13 protein-coding genes are annotated in these 16,309 nt (G+C 61.9%); 2 read left to right on the top strand and 11 right to left on the bottom strand.

The window, feature by feature from the left end; translation table 11 throughout:
* The 4 genes from rpoC to rplJ form a co-directional block, all read right to left on the bottom strand.
* Window positions 1–4,044: DNA-directed RNA polymerase subunit beta' (gene rpoC, locus M6D32_RS16590; RefSeq protein WP_298258085.1), on the bottom strand; the 4,044-nt coding region annotated here is incomplete at its 3' end.
* A gap of 134 nt (window positions 4,045–4,178) precedes the next feature.
* The gene (gene rpoB / locus M6D32_RS16585) at window positions 4,179–8,297 is read right to left on the bottom strand and encodes a DNA-directed RNA polymerase subunit beta (RefSeq protein ID WP_298258084.1); all 4,119 of its coding nucleotides are present in this window, start codon (window positions 8,295–8,297) and stop codon (window positions 4,179–4,181) included.
* Window positions 8,298–8,799: 502 nt separating this feature from the next.
* Window positions 8,800–9,177 carry a 50S ribosomal protein L7/L12 gene (gene rplL / locus M6D32_RS16580; RefSeq protein WP_298258083.1) on the bottom strand — a complete coding sequence of 126 codons (378 nt, stop codon included), beginning with the start codon at window positions 9,175–9,177 and terminating at the stop codon, window positions 8,800–8,802.
* A 59-nt stretch (window positions 9,178–9,236) separates the two neighbouring features.
* On the bottom strand, window positions 9,237–9,755 hold the full coding sequence (gene rplJ / locus M6D32_RS16575) for a 50S ribosomal protein L10 (RefSeq protein WP_298258082.1): 519 nt from the start codon (window positions 9,753–9,755) through the stop codon (window positions 9,237–9,239).
* A gap of 616 nt (window positions 9,756–10,371) precedes the next feature.
* Between rplJ and M6D32_RS16570 the strand changes: the two genes are divergently transcribed.
* On the top strand, window positions 10,372–11,286 hold the full coding sequence (locus M6D32_RS16570) for a hypothetical protein (RefSeq protein WP_298258081.1): 915 nt from the start codon (window positions 10,372–10,374) through the stop codon (window positions 11,284–11,286).
* A complete protein-coding gene (gene sigJ / locus M6D32_RS16565) occupies window positions 11,264–12,154 on the top strand; it encodes an RNA polymerase sigma factor SigJ (protein WP_298258080.1) in 891 nt (296 codons plus the stop codon). The genes M6D32_RS16570 and sigJ overlap by 23 nt, the downstream gene beginning before the upstream one ends.
* A 21-nt stretch (window positions 12,155–12,175) precedes the next feature.
* On the opposite strand, the gene M6D32_RS16560 is transcribed toward sigJ, so the two are convergent.
* From M6D32_RS16560 to M6D32_RS16530, 7 genes are all read right to left on the bottom strand, one after another.
* Window positions 12,176–13,123 (bottom strand): 2-hydroxyacid dehydrogenase, encoded by a 948-nt coding sequence (locus M6D32_RS16560; protein ID WP_298258078.1) that lies wholly within the window; start codon window positions 13,121–13,123, stop codon window positions 12,176–12,178.
* A 165-nt stretch (window positions 13,124–13,288) separates the two neighbouring features.
* Window positions 13,289–13,981, bottom strand: a complete 693-nt coding sequence (gene rplA, locus M6D32_RS16555; protein ID WP_298258076.1) for a 50S ribosomal protein L1 — start codon at window positions 13,979–13,981, stop codon at window positions 13,289–13,291.
* A 6-nt stretch (window positions 13,982–13,987) separates the two neighbouring features.
* Window positions 13,988–14,416 (bottom strand): 50S ribosomal protein L11, encoded by a 429-nt coding sequence (gene rplK / locus M6D32_RS16550; protein ID WP_298258074.1) that lies wholly within the window; start codon window positions 14,414–14,416, stop codon window positions 13,988–13,990.
* Between the two features lie 298 nt (window positions 14,417–14,714).
* Window positions 14,715–15,248, bottom strand: coding sequence for a transcription termination/antitermination protein NusG (gene nusG, locus M6D32_RS16545; RefSeq protein ID WP_298258072.1), 534 nt, complete (start codon window positions 15,246–15,248; stop codon window positions 14,715–14,717).
* 23 nt (window positions 15,249–15,271) lie between these two features.
* Window positions 15,272–15,463 carry a preprotein translocase subunit SecE gene (gene secE, locus M6D32_RS16540; RefSeq protein ID WP_298258070.1) on the bottom strand — a complete coding sequence of 64 codons (192 nt, stop codon included), beginning with the start codon at window positions 15,461–15,463 and terminating at the stop codon, window positions 15,272–15,274.
* A gap of 2 nt (window positions 15,464–15,465) precedes the next feature.
* Window positions 15,466–15,798: a hypothetical protein gene (locus M6D32_RS16535; protein WP_298258068.1), complete on the bottom strand. Its 333-nt coding sequence runs from the start codon at window positions 15,796–15,798 to the stop codon at window positions 15,466–15,468.
* Window positions 15,799–15,812: 14 nt separating this feature from the next.
* On the bottom strand, window positions 15,813–16,181 hold the full coding sequence (locus M6D32_RS16530) for a hypothetical protein (RefSeq protein WP_298258066.1): 369 nt from the start codon (window positions 16,179–16,181) through the stop codon (window positions 15,813–15,815).
* Window positions 16,182–16,309 lie beyond the last annotated feature (128 nt).

Below are 16,309 nucleotides of genomic sequence, written 5' to 3'. Positions count from 1 at the left end.
TCCGACGATGACGTTCTCCTTGAGGCCCTCGAGCGCATCCGACTTGCCGTTCACTGCGGCATCGGTCAGCACGCGCGTGGTCTCCTGGAAGGAGGCCGCCGAGATGAAGGAGCGGGTCTGGAGCGAGGCCTTGGTGATGCCGAGCAGAACCGGCGTTCCCGTGGCGGGCTTCTTGCCCTCCTCCTTGGCCTTGACGTTGAGCGCGTCGAACTCGATCTTGTCGACCTGCTCGCCCGAGATCATGTCGGTCTCGCCCTGATCGGTGATCTCCACCTTCTGCAGCATCTGACGGACAATCACCTCGATGTGCTTGTCGTTGATCAAGACGCCTTGCAGCCGGTAGACCTCCTGGATCTCGTTGACCAGATAGGCAGCGAGTTCCTCGATGCCCTTGATCGCCAGGATGTCGTGCGGAGCCGGATTTCCCTCGACGATGAAATCGCCCTTTTCGACGATGTCGCCGTCCTGCAAGTGGATGTGCTTGCCCTTCGGGATCAGGTACTCGCGCGGCTCCTCGGTCTTGTCCATCGGCTCGATCGAGATGCGGCGCTTGTTCTTGTAGTCCCGGCCGAAGCGGATGGTGCCGGCGATCTCGGCGATGATCGCCGCGTCCTTCGGCTTGCGGGCTTCGAACAGTTCCGCCACGCGCGGCAGACCGCCCGTGATGTCACGGGTCTTGGCGCTCTCGGTCGAGATACGCGCCAGGATGTCGCCGGGCTTGACCTTGGCTCCAACGTCGACCGACAGAATGGCGTCGACCGACAGCATGTAGCGGGCGTCACCGCCACGCGCCAGCTTGAGGACCTTGCCGTCCTTACCCTTGATGACGATCGCAGGCCGCAGATCGGCCCCGCCACGCGTCGAACGCCAATCGATGACGACGCGCTTGGCGATACCGGTGGATTCGTCGAGCGTTTCCGAGATCGACTGGCCTTCGACCAGATCCTCAAAACCGATCGTACCTTCCACTTCGGTCAGCACCGGGCGGGTATAGGGATCCCACTCGGCAATGCGCTGGCCGCGCTTGAGCGTATCGCCTTCGTCGACGTGCATGCGGGCACCGTACTGGATACGGTGGGTCGCACGCTCCGTGCCGTCGGCGTCCGAGATCGCAACGACCATGTTGCGGACCATCGCGACCAGGTGGCCTTCGCTGTTCTTGGCGATCGCCTTGTTCTTGATCGTCACCTTGCCGTCGAAGTTCGACTCCACGAACGACTGCTCGTTGATCTGCGCCGCACCGCCGATGTGGAAGGTGCGCATCGTCAGCTGCGTGCCGGGTTCGCCGATCGACTGCGCCGCGATGACGCCAACGGCCTCACCGTGGTTGACCGGCGTGCCGCGGGCCAGATCGCGGCCGTAGCACTTGCCGCAGATGCCGTTGACGAGTTCGCAGGTCAGCGCCGAGCGGATCTTCACCTCCTGGATGCCAGCCTGCTGAATGGCGTCGACGTGAGTCTCCTCCATCAGCGTGCCGCGCTTGACCACGACCTTATTGGTCGCGGGGTCGCGCAGATCCTCGCCCGCGGTGCGGCCGAGAATGCGCGATGCCAGCGATGCGACGACCGTGCCGGCATCGATGATGGCGCGCATCTTGATGCCGAGCTTGGTGCCGCAGTCGTCCTGAGTGATGATGCAGTCCTGCGCCACGTCGACGAGACGGCGGGTCAGGTAACCGGAGTTGGCCGTCTTCAACGCGGTGTCCGCGAGGCCCTTGCGGGCGCCGTGGGTCGAGTTGAAGTATTCGAGCACCGACAAGCCTTCCTTGAAGTTGGATATGATCGGCGTCTCGATGATTTCGCCTGACGGTTTCGCCATCAGACCGCGCATGCCGGCGAGCTGACGCATCTGCGCCGGCGAACCGCGCGCACCGGAATGCGCCATCATGTAGATCGAATTGATGTCGGCTTCCGCGCCCTTGGCATTCTTCTTGGTCGAGGAAATTTCCTTCATCATCTCCTTGGCGATTTCTTCGGTGGCCTTCGACCAGGCGTCGACCACCTTGTTGTACTTCTCGCCATGGGTGATCAGACCGTCGTTGTACTGTTGCTCGAAATCCTTCGCCAACGTACGCGTGGCCTCCACGATCTTCCACTTGCCGTGCGGCACCACCATGTCGTCCTTGCCAAACGAAATGCCGGCCTTGAACGCATTGTAGAAGCCGAGCGCCATGATGCGGTCGCAGAAGATCACCGTCTCCTTCTGGCCGCAGTGACGATAGACCTGATCGATCACGCCGGAGATTTCGCGCTTGGTCATCAGCTTGTTGATGACGTCGTACGAGACCTTCGGATTCTTCGGCAGAACGTTGCCGAGCATGACCCGGCCCGCCGTGGTTTCGATCCAGCGCTTGACCGGCTTGCCCTCTTCGTCGAGGCCCTCCCAGCGATACTTGATCTTGGTATGCAGGTGGATGACCTTCGAGTGCAGCGCGTGCTCGATCTCGGCCATTTCGCCATAGAGCTTGCCCTCGCCGGGCAGCCCCTCGCGCATGATCGAGAGATAATAGAGGCCGAGCACGATGTCCTGCGACGGCACGATGATCGGCTGACCGTTCGCGGGATGCAGGATGTTGTTGGTCGACATCATCAGGACGCGCGCTTCCAGCTGCGCTTCCAGCGACAGCGGAACGTGCACGGCCATCTGGTCGCCGTCGAAGTCGGCGTTGAACGCGGCGCAGACCAGCGGATGAAGCTGGATCGCCTTGCCTTCGATCAGGACCGGCTCGAACGCCTGGATGCCGAGGCGGTGCAGCGTCGGCGCGCGGTTGAGCAGCACCGGATGCTCGCGGATCACCTCGTCCAGGATATCCCAGACCTCCGGACGCTCCTTCTCGACCAGCTTCTTGGCCTGCTTCACCGTGGTGGAGAGACCCTTGGCGTCGAGCCGCGAATAGATGAACGGCTTGAACAGCTCGAGCGCCATCTTCTTCGGCAGGCCGCACTGATGCAGGCGCAGCTCGGGACCGACCACGATCACCGAACGGCCGGAATAGTCGACGCGCTTGCCAAGCAGGTTCTGACGGAAACGGCCCTGCTTGCCCTTGAGCATGTCGGCGAGCGACTTCAGCGGACGCTTGTTTGCGCCCGTGATGACGCGACCGCGGCGACCGTTGTCGAACAGCGCGTCGACCGCCTCCTGCAGCATTCGCTTTTCGTTGCGGATGATGATGTCGGGCGCACGCAGCTCCATCAGCCGCTTCAGGCGGTTGTTGCGGTTGATGACGCGGCGGTAGAGGTCGTTGAGGTCCGAGGTCGCAAAGCGGCCGCCATCGAGCGGCACCAGCGGCCGCAGGTCAGGCGGGATCACCGGCACCACGGTCAGGATCATCCACTCCGGCTTGTTGCCGGAATAGCGGAAGGCCTCGACGATCTTGAGCCGCTTGGCGAACTTCTTGTGCTTGATGTCGGAGTCGGTCTCCTGCATTTCGCTGCGCAGGGAGACCTCGAGCTTCTCGAGATCAAGCCCCTTCAGGAGCTCGCGGATCGCCTCCGCACCGATCATGGCGGTGAAGGAATCCTGGCCGAACTCGTCCTGCGCCTTCAGGTACTCGTCTTCCGACAACAGCTGACGGTCCTTCAGCGAGGTCAGGCCCGGCTCAAGCACGACGTAGTATTCGAAGTAGAGAATCCGCTCGAGATCCTTCAGCGTCATATCGAGCAGAAGGCCGATGCGCGATGGCAGCGACTTCAAAAACCAGATGTGGGCGACGGGCGCCGCCAGTTCGATATGGCCCATGCGCTCGCGCCGGACGCGCGACAGCGTCACCTCGACCGAGCACTTTTCGCAGATGATGCCCTTGTACTTCATCCGCTTGTACTTGCCGCACAGGCACTCGTAGTCCTTGATCGGCCCGAAGATGCGGGCGCAGAACAGTCCGTCGCGCTCCGGCTTGAAGGTGCGGTAGTTGATGGTCTCCGGCTTCTTGATTTCGCCATAAGACCACGACAGAATCTTTTCCGGCGACGCGATCGAGATCCGGATCTGGTCAAAGACCTGAGCCGGCGTCGTCGGGTTGAACAGATTCATAATTTCCTGGTTCATCGTCTTCTCCTCGCGTGCCGATCGTCACCGGCAGCAAATTCGAAATTCCTCATTCAGCCACACGCGCCTTCGGCTGAAAGCGCGGACTGCGAATACCCGGCGCGCTTTCCACGCGCCGGGTACGATATCTGTGCTTACTCGGCAGCCTCCGAGGTCGGCGCCGCGCCCGCCTTCGAATTGTGCAGGTCGACGTTGAGGCCCAGCGAACGCATTTCCTTGACCAGCACGTTGAAGGATTCTGGAATACCCGCCTCGAACGTGTCGTCGCCGCGAACGATTGCCTCGTACACCTTGGTACGGCCGGCGACGTCGTCCGACTTCACCGTCAGCATTTCCTGCAAGGTGTAGGCTGCGCCGTAGGCTTCCAGCGCCCAGACCTCCATTTCGCCGAAACGCTGGCCCCCGAACTGCGCCTTTCCGCCCAGCGGCTGCTGGGTGACGAGCGAGTACGGACCGATCGAGCGCGCATGGATCTTGTCGTCGACCAGATGGTGCAGCTTGAGCATGTAGATGTAGCCCACTGTCACCTTGCGGTCGAAGGCATCGCCCGTTCGTCCGTCATAGACGGTCGACTGGCCCGAGGCGTCGAGGCCTGCCATCTTCAGCATTTCCTCGATGTCGGCTTCCTTGGCGCCATCGAACACCGGCGTCGCGATCGGCACGCCGTGGCTCAGGTTACGGCCAAGCTCGATCAACTCGCCATCGTTGAGCGACTTGATCGTCTCTTCATCGCCGTAGATCTTCTTCAAGGTCTCCTTCAGCGGCTTGGTATCCTGCTTGCTGAGGTAAGCGTCGACCGTCTGGCCGATGCGCTTGCCAAGGCCGGCGCAGGCCCAGCCGAGATGGGTCTCGAGAATCTGACCGACGTTCATGCGCGAAGGCACGCCGAGCGGATTGAGCACGATGTCGGCATGGGTGCCGTCCTCGAGGAACGGCATGTCCTCGATCGGGACGATCTTGGACACCACACCCTTGTTGCCGTGACGGCCGGCCATCTTGTCGCCGGGCTGGATCTTGCGCTTCACCGCGACGAAGACCTTGACCATCTTCATCACGCCGGGCGGCAACTCGTCGCCACGCTGCAACTTCTCGACCTTGTCGAGGAAGCGCTGTTCCAGCCCCTTCTTCGACTCGTCGTACTGCTTCCGCATGGCCTCGATTTCGGCCATCAGCTTGTCGTTGGGCGACGCAAACAGCCACCACTGCGAACGCGGATGCTCTTCGAGCACGGCGCGCGTGATCTTGGTGTCCTTCTTGAAGCCCTTCGGTCCGGCGATGCCCTGGCGGTTTTCCAGGAGCTCGGCGAGACGGCTGTAGACGTTGCGGTCGAGGATCGCCTGTTCGTCGTCGCGGTCCTTGGCCAGACGCTCGATCTCTTCCCGCTCGATCGCGAGCGCACGCTCGTCCTTGTCGACACCGTGGCGGTTGAAGACGCGAACTTCCACGATCGTGCCCTGCACGCCCGGAGGCACGCGCAGCGAGGTGTCGCGAACGTCGGAGGCCTTTTCGCCGAAGATGGCACGCAGGAGCTTTTCTTCCGGCGTCATCGGGCTCTCGCCCTTCGGCGTGATCTTGCCGACCAGGATGTCGCCGGCGCGAACTTCGGCGCCGATATAGACGATGCCGGCTTCATCGAGGTTTTTCAGCGCTTCTTCCGAAACGTTCGGAATGTCGCGGGTGATTTCCTCAGGACCGAGCTTGGTGTCGCGGGCCATCACCTCGAATTCCTCGATGTGGATCGAGGTGAAGACGTCGTCCTTCACGATCCGCTCGGAGAGCAGGATCGAGTCTTCGAAGTTGTAGCCGTTCCACGGCATGAACGCGACCAGCACGTTGCGGCCGAGCGCGAGTTCGCCGAGATCGGTCGACGGACCGTCAGCGATGATGTCGCCCTTCTTGACGACGTCGCCGACCTTCACCAGCGGACGCTGGTTGATGCAGGTCGACTGGTTGGAGCGCTGATACTTCATCAGCCGGTAGATATCGACGCCCGACTTGGTCGGATCGAGATCTTCGGTGGCGCGGATGACGATACGGGTGGCGTCGATCTGGTCGATCACGCCGGTGCGGCGTGCGGCAATCGCAGCGCCGGAGTCACGGGCGACCACGCCTTCCATGCCGGTGCCGACGAACGGCGCTTCGGCGCGCACCAGAGGCACGGCCTGACGCTGCATGTTCGAGCCCATCAGTGCGCGGTTGGCGTCGTCGTTCTCGAGGAACGGGATCAGCGCCGCGGCGACCGAAACGAGCTGCTTCGGCGACACGTCCATGTAGTCGACCTTGTCCGGCGAGATCATGACCACGTCGCCGGCATGGCGACAGACCACGAGATCGTCGGTGAAGCGGCCGCGGTTATCGAGCGCGACGTTGGCCTGAGCGACGTGATGACGCCCCTCCTCCATCGCCGACAGATACACCACCTCGTCAGTGACGCGGCCGTCCTTGACCTTGCGATAAGGCGTTTCGACGAAGCCGTATTTGTTGACGCGCGCGAACGTCGCCAGCGAGTTGATCAGACCGATGTTCGGACCTTCCGGCGTTTCGATCGGGCAGATGCGGCCGTAATGCGTCGGATGCACGTCGCGCACCTCGAAGCCGGCGCGCTCGCGGGTCAGACCGCCCGGGCCAAGCGCCGACAGGCGCCGCTTGTGGGTGATCTCCGACAGCGGGTTGGTCTGGTCCATGAACTGCGAGAGCTGCGAGGAGCCGAAGAACTCGCGTACGGCGGCCGCCGCCGGCTTCGCGTTAATCAGATCCTGCGGCATCACGGTGTCGATATCGACACTCGACATGCGCTCCTTGATGGCGCGCTCCATGCGGAGCAGGCCGATGCGGTACTGGTTTTCCATGAGCTCGCCGACCGAACGCACCCGGCGGTTGCCGAGGTGATCGATGTCGTCGATCTCGCCCTTGCCGTCGCGCAGGTCGACCAGTGTCTTGATGACGGCGAGGATATCTTCCTTGCGCAGCGTGCGATGGGTGTCGGGCGCATCGAGTTCGAGGCGCATGTTCATCTTGACGCGGCCGACCGCGGAAAGGTCGTAGCGTTCGGAGTCAAAGAACAGCGACTGGAACATGGCCTGCGCCGAATCCAGCGTCGGCGGCTCGCCCGGACGCATCACGCGGTAGATGTCGAACAGCGCATCTTCACGCGTCATGTTCTTGTCGGCATGCAGCGTGTTGCGGATGTAGGGACCGACATTGACGTGGTCGATGTCGAGAATCGGCAGTTCCTTGTAGCCCTGCTCGTTCAGCGCCTTCATCAGCTTGTCAGTGATTTCCTCACTGGCCTCGGCATGGATCTCGCCCGTCTTCGGGTTGACGAGGTCCTCGGCGAGGTAGTTGCCGACCAGTTCCTCATCCGACATCCGCAGCGCTTTCAGCCCCTTTTCCTGGAGCTGGCGCGCGGCGCGCACGGTAAGCTTCTTGCCGGCTTCCAGTACCACCTTGCCGGTGTCGGCGTCGATCAGGTCGTTGACCGTCGAGTAGCCGCGGAAACGGGCAGCGTCGAACGGCACGCGCCAGCCTTCCTTGCCGCGCTTGTAGTTGATCTTCTTGTAGAAGGTCGAAAGGATCTGCTCGCCATCGAGTCCAAGGGCGAACATCAGCGACGTCACCGGAATCTTGCGGCGACGGTCGATACGCGCATAGACGATGTCCTTGGCGTCGAACTCGATGTCGAGCCAGGAACCGCGATACGGGATGACGCGCGCGGCAAACAGCAGCTTGCCGGAGGAATGCGTCTTGCCCTTGTCGTGGTCGAAGAACACGCCCGGCGAACGGTGCATCTGGGAGACGATGACGCGCTCGGTACCGTTGACGATGAAAGTGCCGTTCATCGTCATGAGCGGGATGTCGCCCATGTAGACGTCCTGCTCCTTGATGTCCTTCACCGACTTCGCGCCGGTCTCCTCATCGATATCAAACACGATCAGGCGCAGCGTCACCTTCAAGGGCGCAGCGAAGGTCATGCCGCGCTGGCGGCACTCGTCGACGTCATATTTCGGCGGTTCGAATTCATAGCGCACGAACTCCAGCATCGAGGTGCCGGAGAAATCCGAAATCGGAAATACCGAGCGGAAGACCGCCTGCAAGCCTTCGTCGAGACGGCCGCCCTGCGGCTCGTCTACCATCAGGAACTGGTCATAGGACGCCTTCTGAACCTCGATGAGGTTCGGCATCTCTGCTACTTCCTTGATGTGTCCGAAAAACTTGCGAACGCGTTTGCGACCGGTGAACGTCTGTTGCGCCATCGTGGCCTCTCGTTTCGCCGCCCTTTTGAGGAGCGGACCTTTCCGAAAGCGCGGGGTCGCCTTCGGAGTTGAATTTCAAATCGTTCTTCGGCCCAGCTCGCCCTCATCAGGAAGTCAAAATCCTGAATAGAAGTATCCGGTTCTCAAAGAACGCAAAGCGACGCGCGGAGCGCTTTAGCGCACCCGCACGTCTAAAACCGCTTCGTTACGGACTGCAAAGCCCGAAATTGCCTGTCTCCCAACGGCCTGCGCTGGGAACTTGCGATCCCTTCCGCCTGCCGTGCTTTCGTGCTGCCGCCCCGATATGGGGCAGCGATCGCGGAAATTCGAGGGGTATCCCCACCAATCCCCACACTTTCTCGTGTAAGACGCCCGCCGGGTGGAACCCGGGGGAAGATCCTTTTTCCGTCATGGGCCGGGCTTGACCCGGCCATCCACGTCTTTGCACCAGATCCCCGGATCGCGCTGCGCTCGTCCGGGGATGGAATTGAAGAAGCTGCGCTTACTTCAATTCCACCTTGGCGCCAGCCTTCTCAAGCTGGGCCTTGATCTTGTCGGCTTCGTCCTTGTTGACGCCTTCCTTGACCGGCTTCGGGGCGCCTTCGACGAGGTCCTTGGCTTCCTTGAGGCCGAGGCCGGTGATGGCGCGGACTTCCTTGATGACCTCGATCTTCTTGTCGCCGGAGGCGGCGAGAACGACCGTGAACTCGGTCTTTTCCTCAGCCGGCGCCGCAGCACCGCCGGCAGCCGCGGGGCCGGCAACCGCCACGGCCGCAGCCGCCGAGACGCCCCACTTCTCTTCGAGGAGCTTGGCGAGTTCGGCCGCTTCGAGCACGGTCAGGCTCGAGAGGTCGTCAACAATCTTCTGCAAGTCAGCCATTGATCTGTTTCCTTAAACGTATCGGTTCGAACCAGGGTTTATGTGTTTTGCGAGAGCCGTCAGGCCGCTTCGCTCTTTGAGGCATGAGCCTGAATGACGCGCGCGAGCTTGGCCGCGGGCGCATTCGAGAGCTGAGCGAGCTTGGTCGCCGGCGCCACCAGGAGGCCGACAATCTTTCCGCGCAGTTCATCGAGCGACGGCAGCGAGGCAAGCGCCTTCACGCCATCGACATTCAGGACGGTTTTACCCATCGAACCGCCGAGAATGACGAACTGCTCGTTCGTCTTGGCGAATTCGATGGCAACCTTCGGCGCCGCTACCGGATCGTTGGAAGTCGCGATCACGGTCGGCCCCTTCAACAGGGAGCCGATAGCAACGACGTCAGTGCCTTCAAGAGCAATTTTGGCGAGACGGTTCTTCGCGACCTTCACCGAGGCGCCCGCGTGCTTCATCTGCATGCGCAGCTTCTGCATCTGGGCAACGGTGAGGCCGGAATAATGAGCAACGACCGCGACGCTCGTGGTCTTGAACAGACCGTTCAGCTCCTCGACCGCGCCCTTTTTTGCCGCTCTTTCCACAGCAAGCTCTCTCCGGTTGGCGGTCCTAAAGCCTGAGGCAGGACCGCCGGGTTGCACCCATCGTTCCGCTCCAATCAGACCTCAAAAGACGCAAAGCCTCTCAGGACCGTCGGGCAGAACGACATTGAAACGCCTGCCCTCCCGAGCCATTTTGAGGTCGCGGGACGTCGAGGTTCGAACCAAACACCCCTTGAAAAGCCACGGCGAGCCGCAGCCTCGGGGGTCAAAAATCTGGTCTTCACCCGTCTGTACAGGCTGAGCAATTAAGCCATTGAGAAACTTACGTTTATCTCTGGCGCCTGTAGTCTTGGACAGGATCGGGATACGCCGGCAAACCGGCCTAGCCCTGCCCGTCTTCCCTTCAAACGACGGCTTTCCCTTCCTTTCGAGCCACCCATACGGAATGTCCTGAAAGGAAAAGTCTCCTATTCGTTCTCTTTTGGAATGCGAGCACAGACGTGCCAGCAATTCGCCAGCACGTCCGGAAGCGCGGTGTTTAGCGGGTCTTTCCGGTCTTGCCAAGGGCTAATTTCGACCTGGCGCAAATACACCAAAAAATCGCCCACGGCTGTCACATCGGACCTCCCTCGTTCGTCTGGGGTTCATGGAGGTCCTCATGCGGCGAGTATTGGCAGCGATCCTGGCGGTTTTGAACGTCACGAACGGCCTGATGATGCTGTTCGCAGGACCGTTCTGGTTCAAAACCGTGCCGGGTGCGACGGAAACCGGCCCGTTCAATCCGCACTTTGTGCAGGACATCGGCGCGGCATTCCTCGTTGCCGGTCTCGCGCTGGCTGTTCGGGCGTGGCGACCCGCCTTCTGGCCGGCGGCGATCGCGGGCGCCGGTTTCCTCGCCGCCCATGGCCTCATTCATCTCGCAAGCATCGTGGCAGGCCACGACCATCACGCCGCGTTCGACGTTGTTGCCGTGGTGCTCCCATCCGCACTCGCGCTCTATTCCGCCCTTCCAGACAAGGAGAAAATCATGCGAAGCTTTTTTGCACGGCGCATCTTGCGCAGATTCCGTCAGCGCTATGGCTATGACACCAGCTATCTCGACATGCTGCTGCGGGAATCGCCCGCGGCCTTCTTCAAATTCGCACCGCTGATGAAGGCCTCCCGCCACCGCGAAGTGGTTCCCGTCGAGGCCAGTTTCGCCGCTGGACTGGTCGGCGCCAAAGCAGAGGATTGCGGACCGTGTGCGCAGCTTGTCGTCGACATGGCCCTTGAGGCCGGCATCCCCAAAGACCAGGTCGAGGCGGTCGTGCGCCGCGATGTCCGCGCCATGAACGACAGCGCCGTTCTTGCCTTCCGGTTTGCCGACGCGATCGTGCGGCGATCGGCCGACGAAGACGAGCACCGCGACGCCGTTCGTGCCCAATGGGGCGAGAAAGGCGTGATCGACCTCGCCTTCGCACTGCAAATGGGCCGGATGTATCCGATGATGAAAGCAGCCCTTGGCTATGCCAGGGAATGCCGGCGAATTACCATCGACGGAAAGCAGATCGATGTCGTCAAGCAGGCCGCGTGAGAGCGATCCAATTGCGCCATATCGGCGGCGGCTGCTTGGGCTTGCCTATCGCATGCTCGGCAGCCGCAGCGATGCCGAAGACGTCGTGCAGGACGCCTATCTCCGATTCATCGGCGCCGACGACGTTCGTAACCCCGAGGCCTTTCTCGTCACCATCGTGACGCGGCTCTGCCTCGACCGACTCAAGAGCGCGAAGGCGCAACGCGAAATCTATGTCGGCCCCTGGCTTCCCGAGCCGGTCTTCGACACCGATGGCCTGTCGACGGAAGCGGCGACCGAACTCGCCGACGACCTGTCCTTTGCGCTCTTGCTTGCGCTCGACCGACTGTCGCCGCAGGAGCGCGCTGCGTTCCTGCTGCACGACGTCTTCGACATTCCGTTTTCCGACATCGCCGCGATGATCGGCCGCAGCGAGCCGGCCTGCCGGCAACTGGCGACGCGAGCCCGCCGCGCGGTGCGCAACGAGCGGCCGCCGCCGGCAGCGTCCGACAGCCACGCGCATCTGTTGCAGGCATTCCTGGAAGCCGTGGTCAACGGTGACATGTCGCAATTGACCGGCCTGTTGCGCGAAGATGCGGTCGCGGTAACCGACGGTGGCGGACGCAAGACAGCGGCGCTCAATCCGATTTACGGCGCCGACAAGGTTGCGCGCTTCTTTATCAGCGTGGCCGGCAAGGCCAAGGCTACGGGCCAGGACATCCGCATCGAGCCTGCCATGATCAACGGCGGCATCGGCGCCCTGCTCTACATGGACGGCGAACTCGATCACAGTTTGAGCATCAGCACCGACGGCGCGAAGATCGCGGCGATCTATCTCGTTCGCAATCCCGACAAGCTGGGTTACGCGCCGGTCCAGCCCCGGCAGTGAAGTTCCGGCAACCCTTCGGAATCAACGCACCGGGTATTCCAGCGGCCGTCCGGCGAAAAACGCCTCGAGATTGGCGATCACGCAATCCTGCATCGCGGCGTGCGAGTCGGTCGTATGCCCGCCGACATGCGGCGTCAGCACCACGTTCGGCAGCGCGGCCAAAGCGCTAGGCGAATGCGGCTCCTTCTCGAACACATCAAGTCCGGCACCGGCGGTGACATTATTCTGTAAAGCGGCGGTCAGCGCCGCCTCATCGATGACCGAGCCGCGTGCGATGTTGACGACGTAACCGTCGGGCCCAAGTTTTTTCAGGATACCGGCGTTAACGGCGTGATGGGTGTCGGCGCCGGCGCGCACCGCAATCATCAATACGTTGCACCAGTCGGCAAGCCGCTCCAGGCTGTCGAAGTAGCGATACGGCAGATCATGCTTCGTCCGGCTGAAATAGCCGACCTCGGTTTCGAACGCCGCCATTCGCGCGGCGATCTTGCGGCCGATTTCGCCCATACCGTAGATGCCAATCCGGCGGCCGGGATTGCCTGGCACTGCACGCAATAGCGGCGACGGTTTTGACGCGGCCCAGCTGCCATCGCGCACGAAAGCGTCGGCCGGAATGATTCGCCGTGTCGCGGTCAGCATCAGGGTCACCGCGAGATCGGCGACGCTGGCGGCATTCGCTCCCGGGCTGTTGCCGACGGCGATGTTGCGTTCTTTGGCCGCCGCAAGATCGACGCCGTCATAACCGGTGCCGTAGCAGACGATCGCCGCGAGCTTTGGCAAGGTGTCCATGACGTCGCCCGGAAGCTGCGTGCCGCCGGCCGTGATCATGGCGCGAACAGTCGAAAGCTGTTCGGCGGAAAAAACCTCGCCCGGCTGCTTGCCGGCTGCGTCCAGCAATTCAAATCGCTCGCCGATCCGCACCATCAGCGTTTTGGGAAATTTCGAGTAGATCAACACCTTCTCGGGCATGCGTCCCTCTCAAGTCGCCAGTCGAGTGGATTTGACATGCGCTACCCACTTGGCCGCGAGCTCGCAATGCGAATGTTAGAATCGGACCACCAGACCGATCATAAGAAAAGAGCGGAACCGGTTGCCCGATTCCGCTCCTTCCGGTCGATCCGCCATTTAAAAATCTCAGCCGAGAATGCTTCCCGGCTCGACCTTCACGCCCGGTCCCATCGTGGAGGAGACCGCGACGCGCTGAATGTAGGTGCCCTTCGAGCCTGCGGGCTTCGCCTTGGCGACCGCATCCGTCAGCGCCTTGACGTTCTCGACGAGCTTTTCTGCCGGGAACGAAGCCTTGCCGATTCCGGCCTGGACGATACCGGCCTTCTCGACGCGGAACTCGACCGAACCGCCCTTGGCGCCCTTGACTGCACCGGTGACGTCCATCGTCACCGTGCCGATCTTCGGGTTCGGCATCATGCCGCGCGGACCGAGCACCTTACCGAGACGGCCGACCAGCGGCATCATGTCGGGGGTGGCGATGCAGCGGTCAAAATCGATCGTGCCGCCCTGCACCTTCTCGACGAGATCTTCGGCGCCGACGACGTCAGCGCCGGCAGCCTTGGCTTCATCCGCCTTGGCGCCACGCGCAAACACGCCGACGCGCAAGGTGCGGCCGGTGCCGTTCGGCAGCGTCACCACGCCGCGAACCATCTGGTCGGCGTGACGGGGATCGACGCCGAGGTTGATCGCGATCTCGACGGTTTCGTCGAACTTCGCCTTGGCGCGCTCCTTGACCATCTTGACGGCCTCCGCGAGCGGATAGAGCTTCTCGCGATCGACGCCCTCGCGAGCCTTCGTGGTGCGTTTTCCGATTGCCATGACCGATTACCCCGCCACTTCCAGACCCATCGAGCGGGCCGAGCCCTCGACCATCTTCATGGCCGACTCGATGGTGTCGCAATTGAGATCCTTCATCTTCTTCTCGGCGATCTCGCGCACCTGCGCGCGTGTCACCTTGCCGGCCTTGTCGCGGCCCGGTGCTTTCGAACCGGACTCGATCTTGGCGGCCTTCTTGAGGAAGAAGGACATCGGCGGCGTCTTCATCTCGAAAGTGAAGGAACGGTCCGCGTAAATGGTGATGACCACCGGAATCGGGGTGTTCTTTTCTTCCTTCTGCGTCTGCGCGTTGAACGCCTTGCAGAATTCCATGATGTTGAGACCGCGCTGACCAAGCGCGGGACCGATCGGAGGCGACGGATTGGCCGCCCCCGCCGGGACCTGCAATTTCAGGTATCCGGTCACTTTCTTTGCCATATCTCACTCCTGTTGTGCCGATCCGTGAAGAGCGGCGGTTTCAGGTTCGTGGTTCGGTTCAAGTGCGGCTGGCGGCCGCCCTCTCCTCCCACGTCCTCTTCCTGCTCCCTCGCCCCGCTCTTGCGGGGAGAGGGTCGGGGTGAGGGGCAGCCTCAAACACTGAACGCGTGAAACGCCCCTCGCCCGGATCGTAAGAACGACATAGCCGAAGCTAGGCTTCGGCGTCCTTCTTATTAGAACGGCCGCCAAAGGCGGCCTATTGCCTCTCCCCGCAGGCGGGGAGAGGTGAAAAGAAAGATCAGGTCACCTTTTCGACCTGAGCGAATTCCAGTTCGACCGGCGTGGCCCGGCCGAAGATCGACACCGCGACCTTCACGCGCGAGCGCGCCTCGTCGATTTCCTCGATGACACCCGAGAACGAGGCGAACGGGCCGTCGGCCACGCGCACATTCTCGCCGATCTCGAACGAGACCGACGCTTTCGGGCGCTCGACGCCTTCCTGCACCTGATGCAGGATGCGCATCGCCTCGGTTTCCGAAATCGGCATCGGCTTGTTTTCCGCGCCGAGGAAACCCGTTACTTTCGGGGTATTCTTGATGAGGTGAAAGGCCTCGTCGGTCAGCTTCATCTTGACCAGCACGTAGCCCGGGAAAAACTTGCGCTCGGCGTCGATCTTGCGGCCGCGGCGGATTTCCGTGACCTTCTCGATCGGCACCAGCACCTGCTCGAACAGGTCTTCGAGCCCGCGCTGCTTGGCCTGTTCGCGGATCGATTCAGCGACTTTTTTTTCAAAATTCGAATAGGCGTGGACGATGTACCAACGCCTGTCCATCGTTTGTGTTGCGATGCTTTCCATCAGTGGATGCCCAGAACCAATGTGACCAAATATCGGATGATCTGATCGGCGAAGAAGAAGAAGATCGAGGCGAGCGCAACCATGACGAACACCATGATGGTGGTGATCATGGTTTCGCGCCGGGTCGGCCAGGTGACCTTGTTGGTCTCCGAGCGAACTTCCTGCAAGAATTTAAACGGGCTTGTCGCCATCGTTAGATATCCGCATCCGTCGTCAGACGAGCTAAAACCGTTGAACTGTAGGGAATCCGAACAGCCCTCTTGCGCCCAGCCCTCTCTTTGAAGGTTGAGCCGACATGCGGGCTCGATTGTTCGGGGGTTTTAAAGCCGCGCCGGATATCCGCGATTAACGGGCCGGCAGCAGGTGGCCGGTATGTACTGCGGAAGGGGTCAAAGGTCAAGGCAGGACGGTACCGGCACAGCTCGGACGCCCTGCCAGGCATTTGCGGCAAGCCATTGATCTTGCAGGCGAGCGCAAAGCCCGGGTCAAAGGCCGGGCACAGCGCGACGTGCGCCAGCCCGGCCATCAAACTACTTCAAGCTACCTGCCGTAATAGACGACCGGCGCGCGGCCGAGCACGACCGGCGGCAAAGCGCGCTGCCAAACCCGGCCATCGTCGAACTGAATGCGCATGCCGTCGGGCGAATAGACCGCGCTTTCGTCCTTGGCGTCGATCCAGAGCCGGCTCGCGGGCGCGTTCCAGTCCGGCCAGGCGTGGAATGTCGCACCCGTTTCCGTGGTGAGGCTTACGGAATCGCCATTCTGCGTGACGAAGGTCGGCGCACCGATCATGCCGTCGCGGCACATCTGGATGCACTGGTACGTGCCGGTGAGATTGACCGTTTCGGCCGACGCGGCGGTAGCAACACATGCAGCCACAAGGCCCAAAGCCAGCGATATCAGTTTCATCAGGATTGCTCCCTCATTTGCATGAAGACGAACCCGACAAAGCGGGTACCGGACAATCGCCGACGAAAGCCGTTCGTTCCCCTGTTCCCCGCAGTTCCGGATACGGGGAATGGAACAGCGGCGCAACT

It is taken from the genome of Bradyrhizobium sp., from assembly GCF_027307225.1.
Lineage (GTDB): Bacteria > Pseudomonadota > Alphaproteobacteria > Rhizobiales > Xanthobacteraceae > Bradyrhizobium.
This window is presented reverse-complemented; position numbering and strand designations above follow the sequence as displayed.

Bases quoted from the DNA above. Each gene is read 5' to 3' on its own strand.
- rplA (WP_298258076.1), bottom strand. From the start codon at position 13,981: ATGGCAATCGGAAAACGCACCACGAAGGCTCGCGAGGGCGTCGATCGC.
- rplK (WP_298258074.1), bottom strand. From the start codon at position 14,416: ATGGCAAAGAAAGTGACCGGATACCTGAAATTGCAGGTCCCGGCGGGG.
- rpoB (WP_298258084.1), bottom strand. From the start codon at position 8,297: ATGGCGCAACAGACGTTCACCGGTCGCAAACGCGTTCGCAAGTTTTTC.
- rplL (WP_298258083.1), bottom strand. From the start codon at position 9,177: ATGGCTGACTTGCAGAAGATTGTTGACGACCTCTCGAGCCTGACCGTG.
- M6D32_RS16530 (WP_298258066.1), bottom strand. From the start codon at position 16,181: ATGAAACTGATATCGCTGGCTTTGGGCCTTGTGGCTGCATGTGTTGCT.
- nusG (WP_298258072.1), bottom strand. From the start codon at position 15,248: ATGGACAGGCGTTGGTACATCGTCCACGCCTATTCGAATTTTGAAAAA.
- sigJ (WP_298258080.1), top strand. From the start codon at position 11,264: ATGTCGTCAAGCAGGCCGCGTGAGAGCGATCCAATTGCGCCATATCGG.
- M6D32_RS16560 (WP_298258078.1), bottom strand. From the start codon at position 13,123: ATGCCCGAGAAGGTGTTGATCTACTCGAAATTTCCCAAAACGCTGATG.
- secE (WP_298258070.1), bottom strand. From the start codon at position 15,463: ATGGCGACAAGCCCGTTTAAATTCTTGCAGGAAGTTCGCTCGGAGACC.
- M6D32_RS16570 (WP_298258081.1), top strand. From the start codon at position 10,372: ATGCGGCGAGTATTGGCAGCGATCCTGGCGGTTTTGAACGTCACGAAC.
- M6D32_RS16535 (WP_298258068.1), bottom strand. From the start codon at position 15,798: ATGGCCGGGCTGGCGCACGTCGCGCTGTGCCCGGCCTTTGACCCGGGC.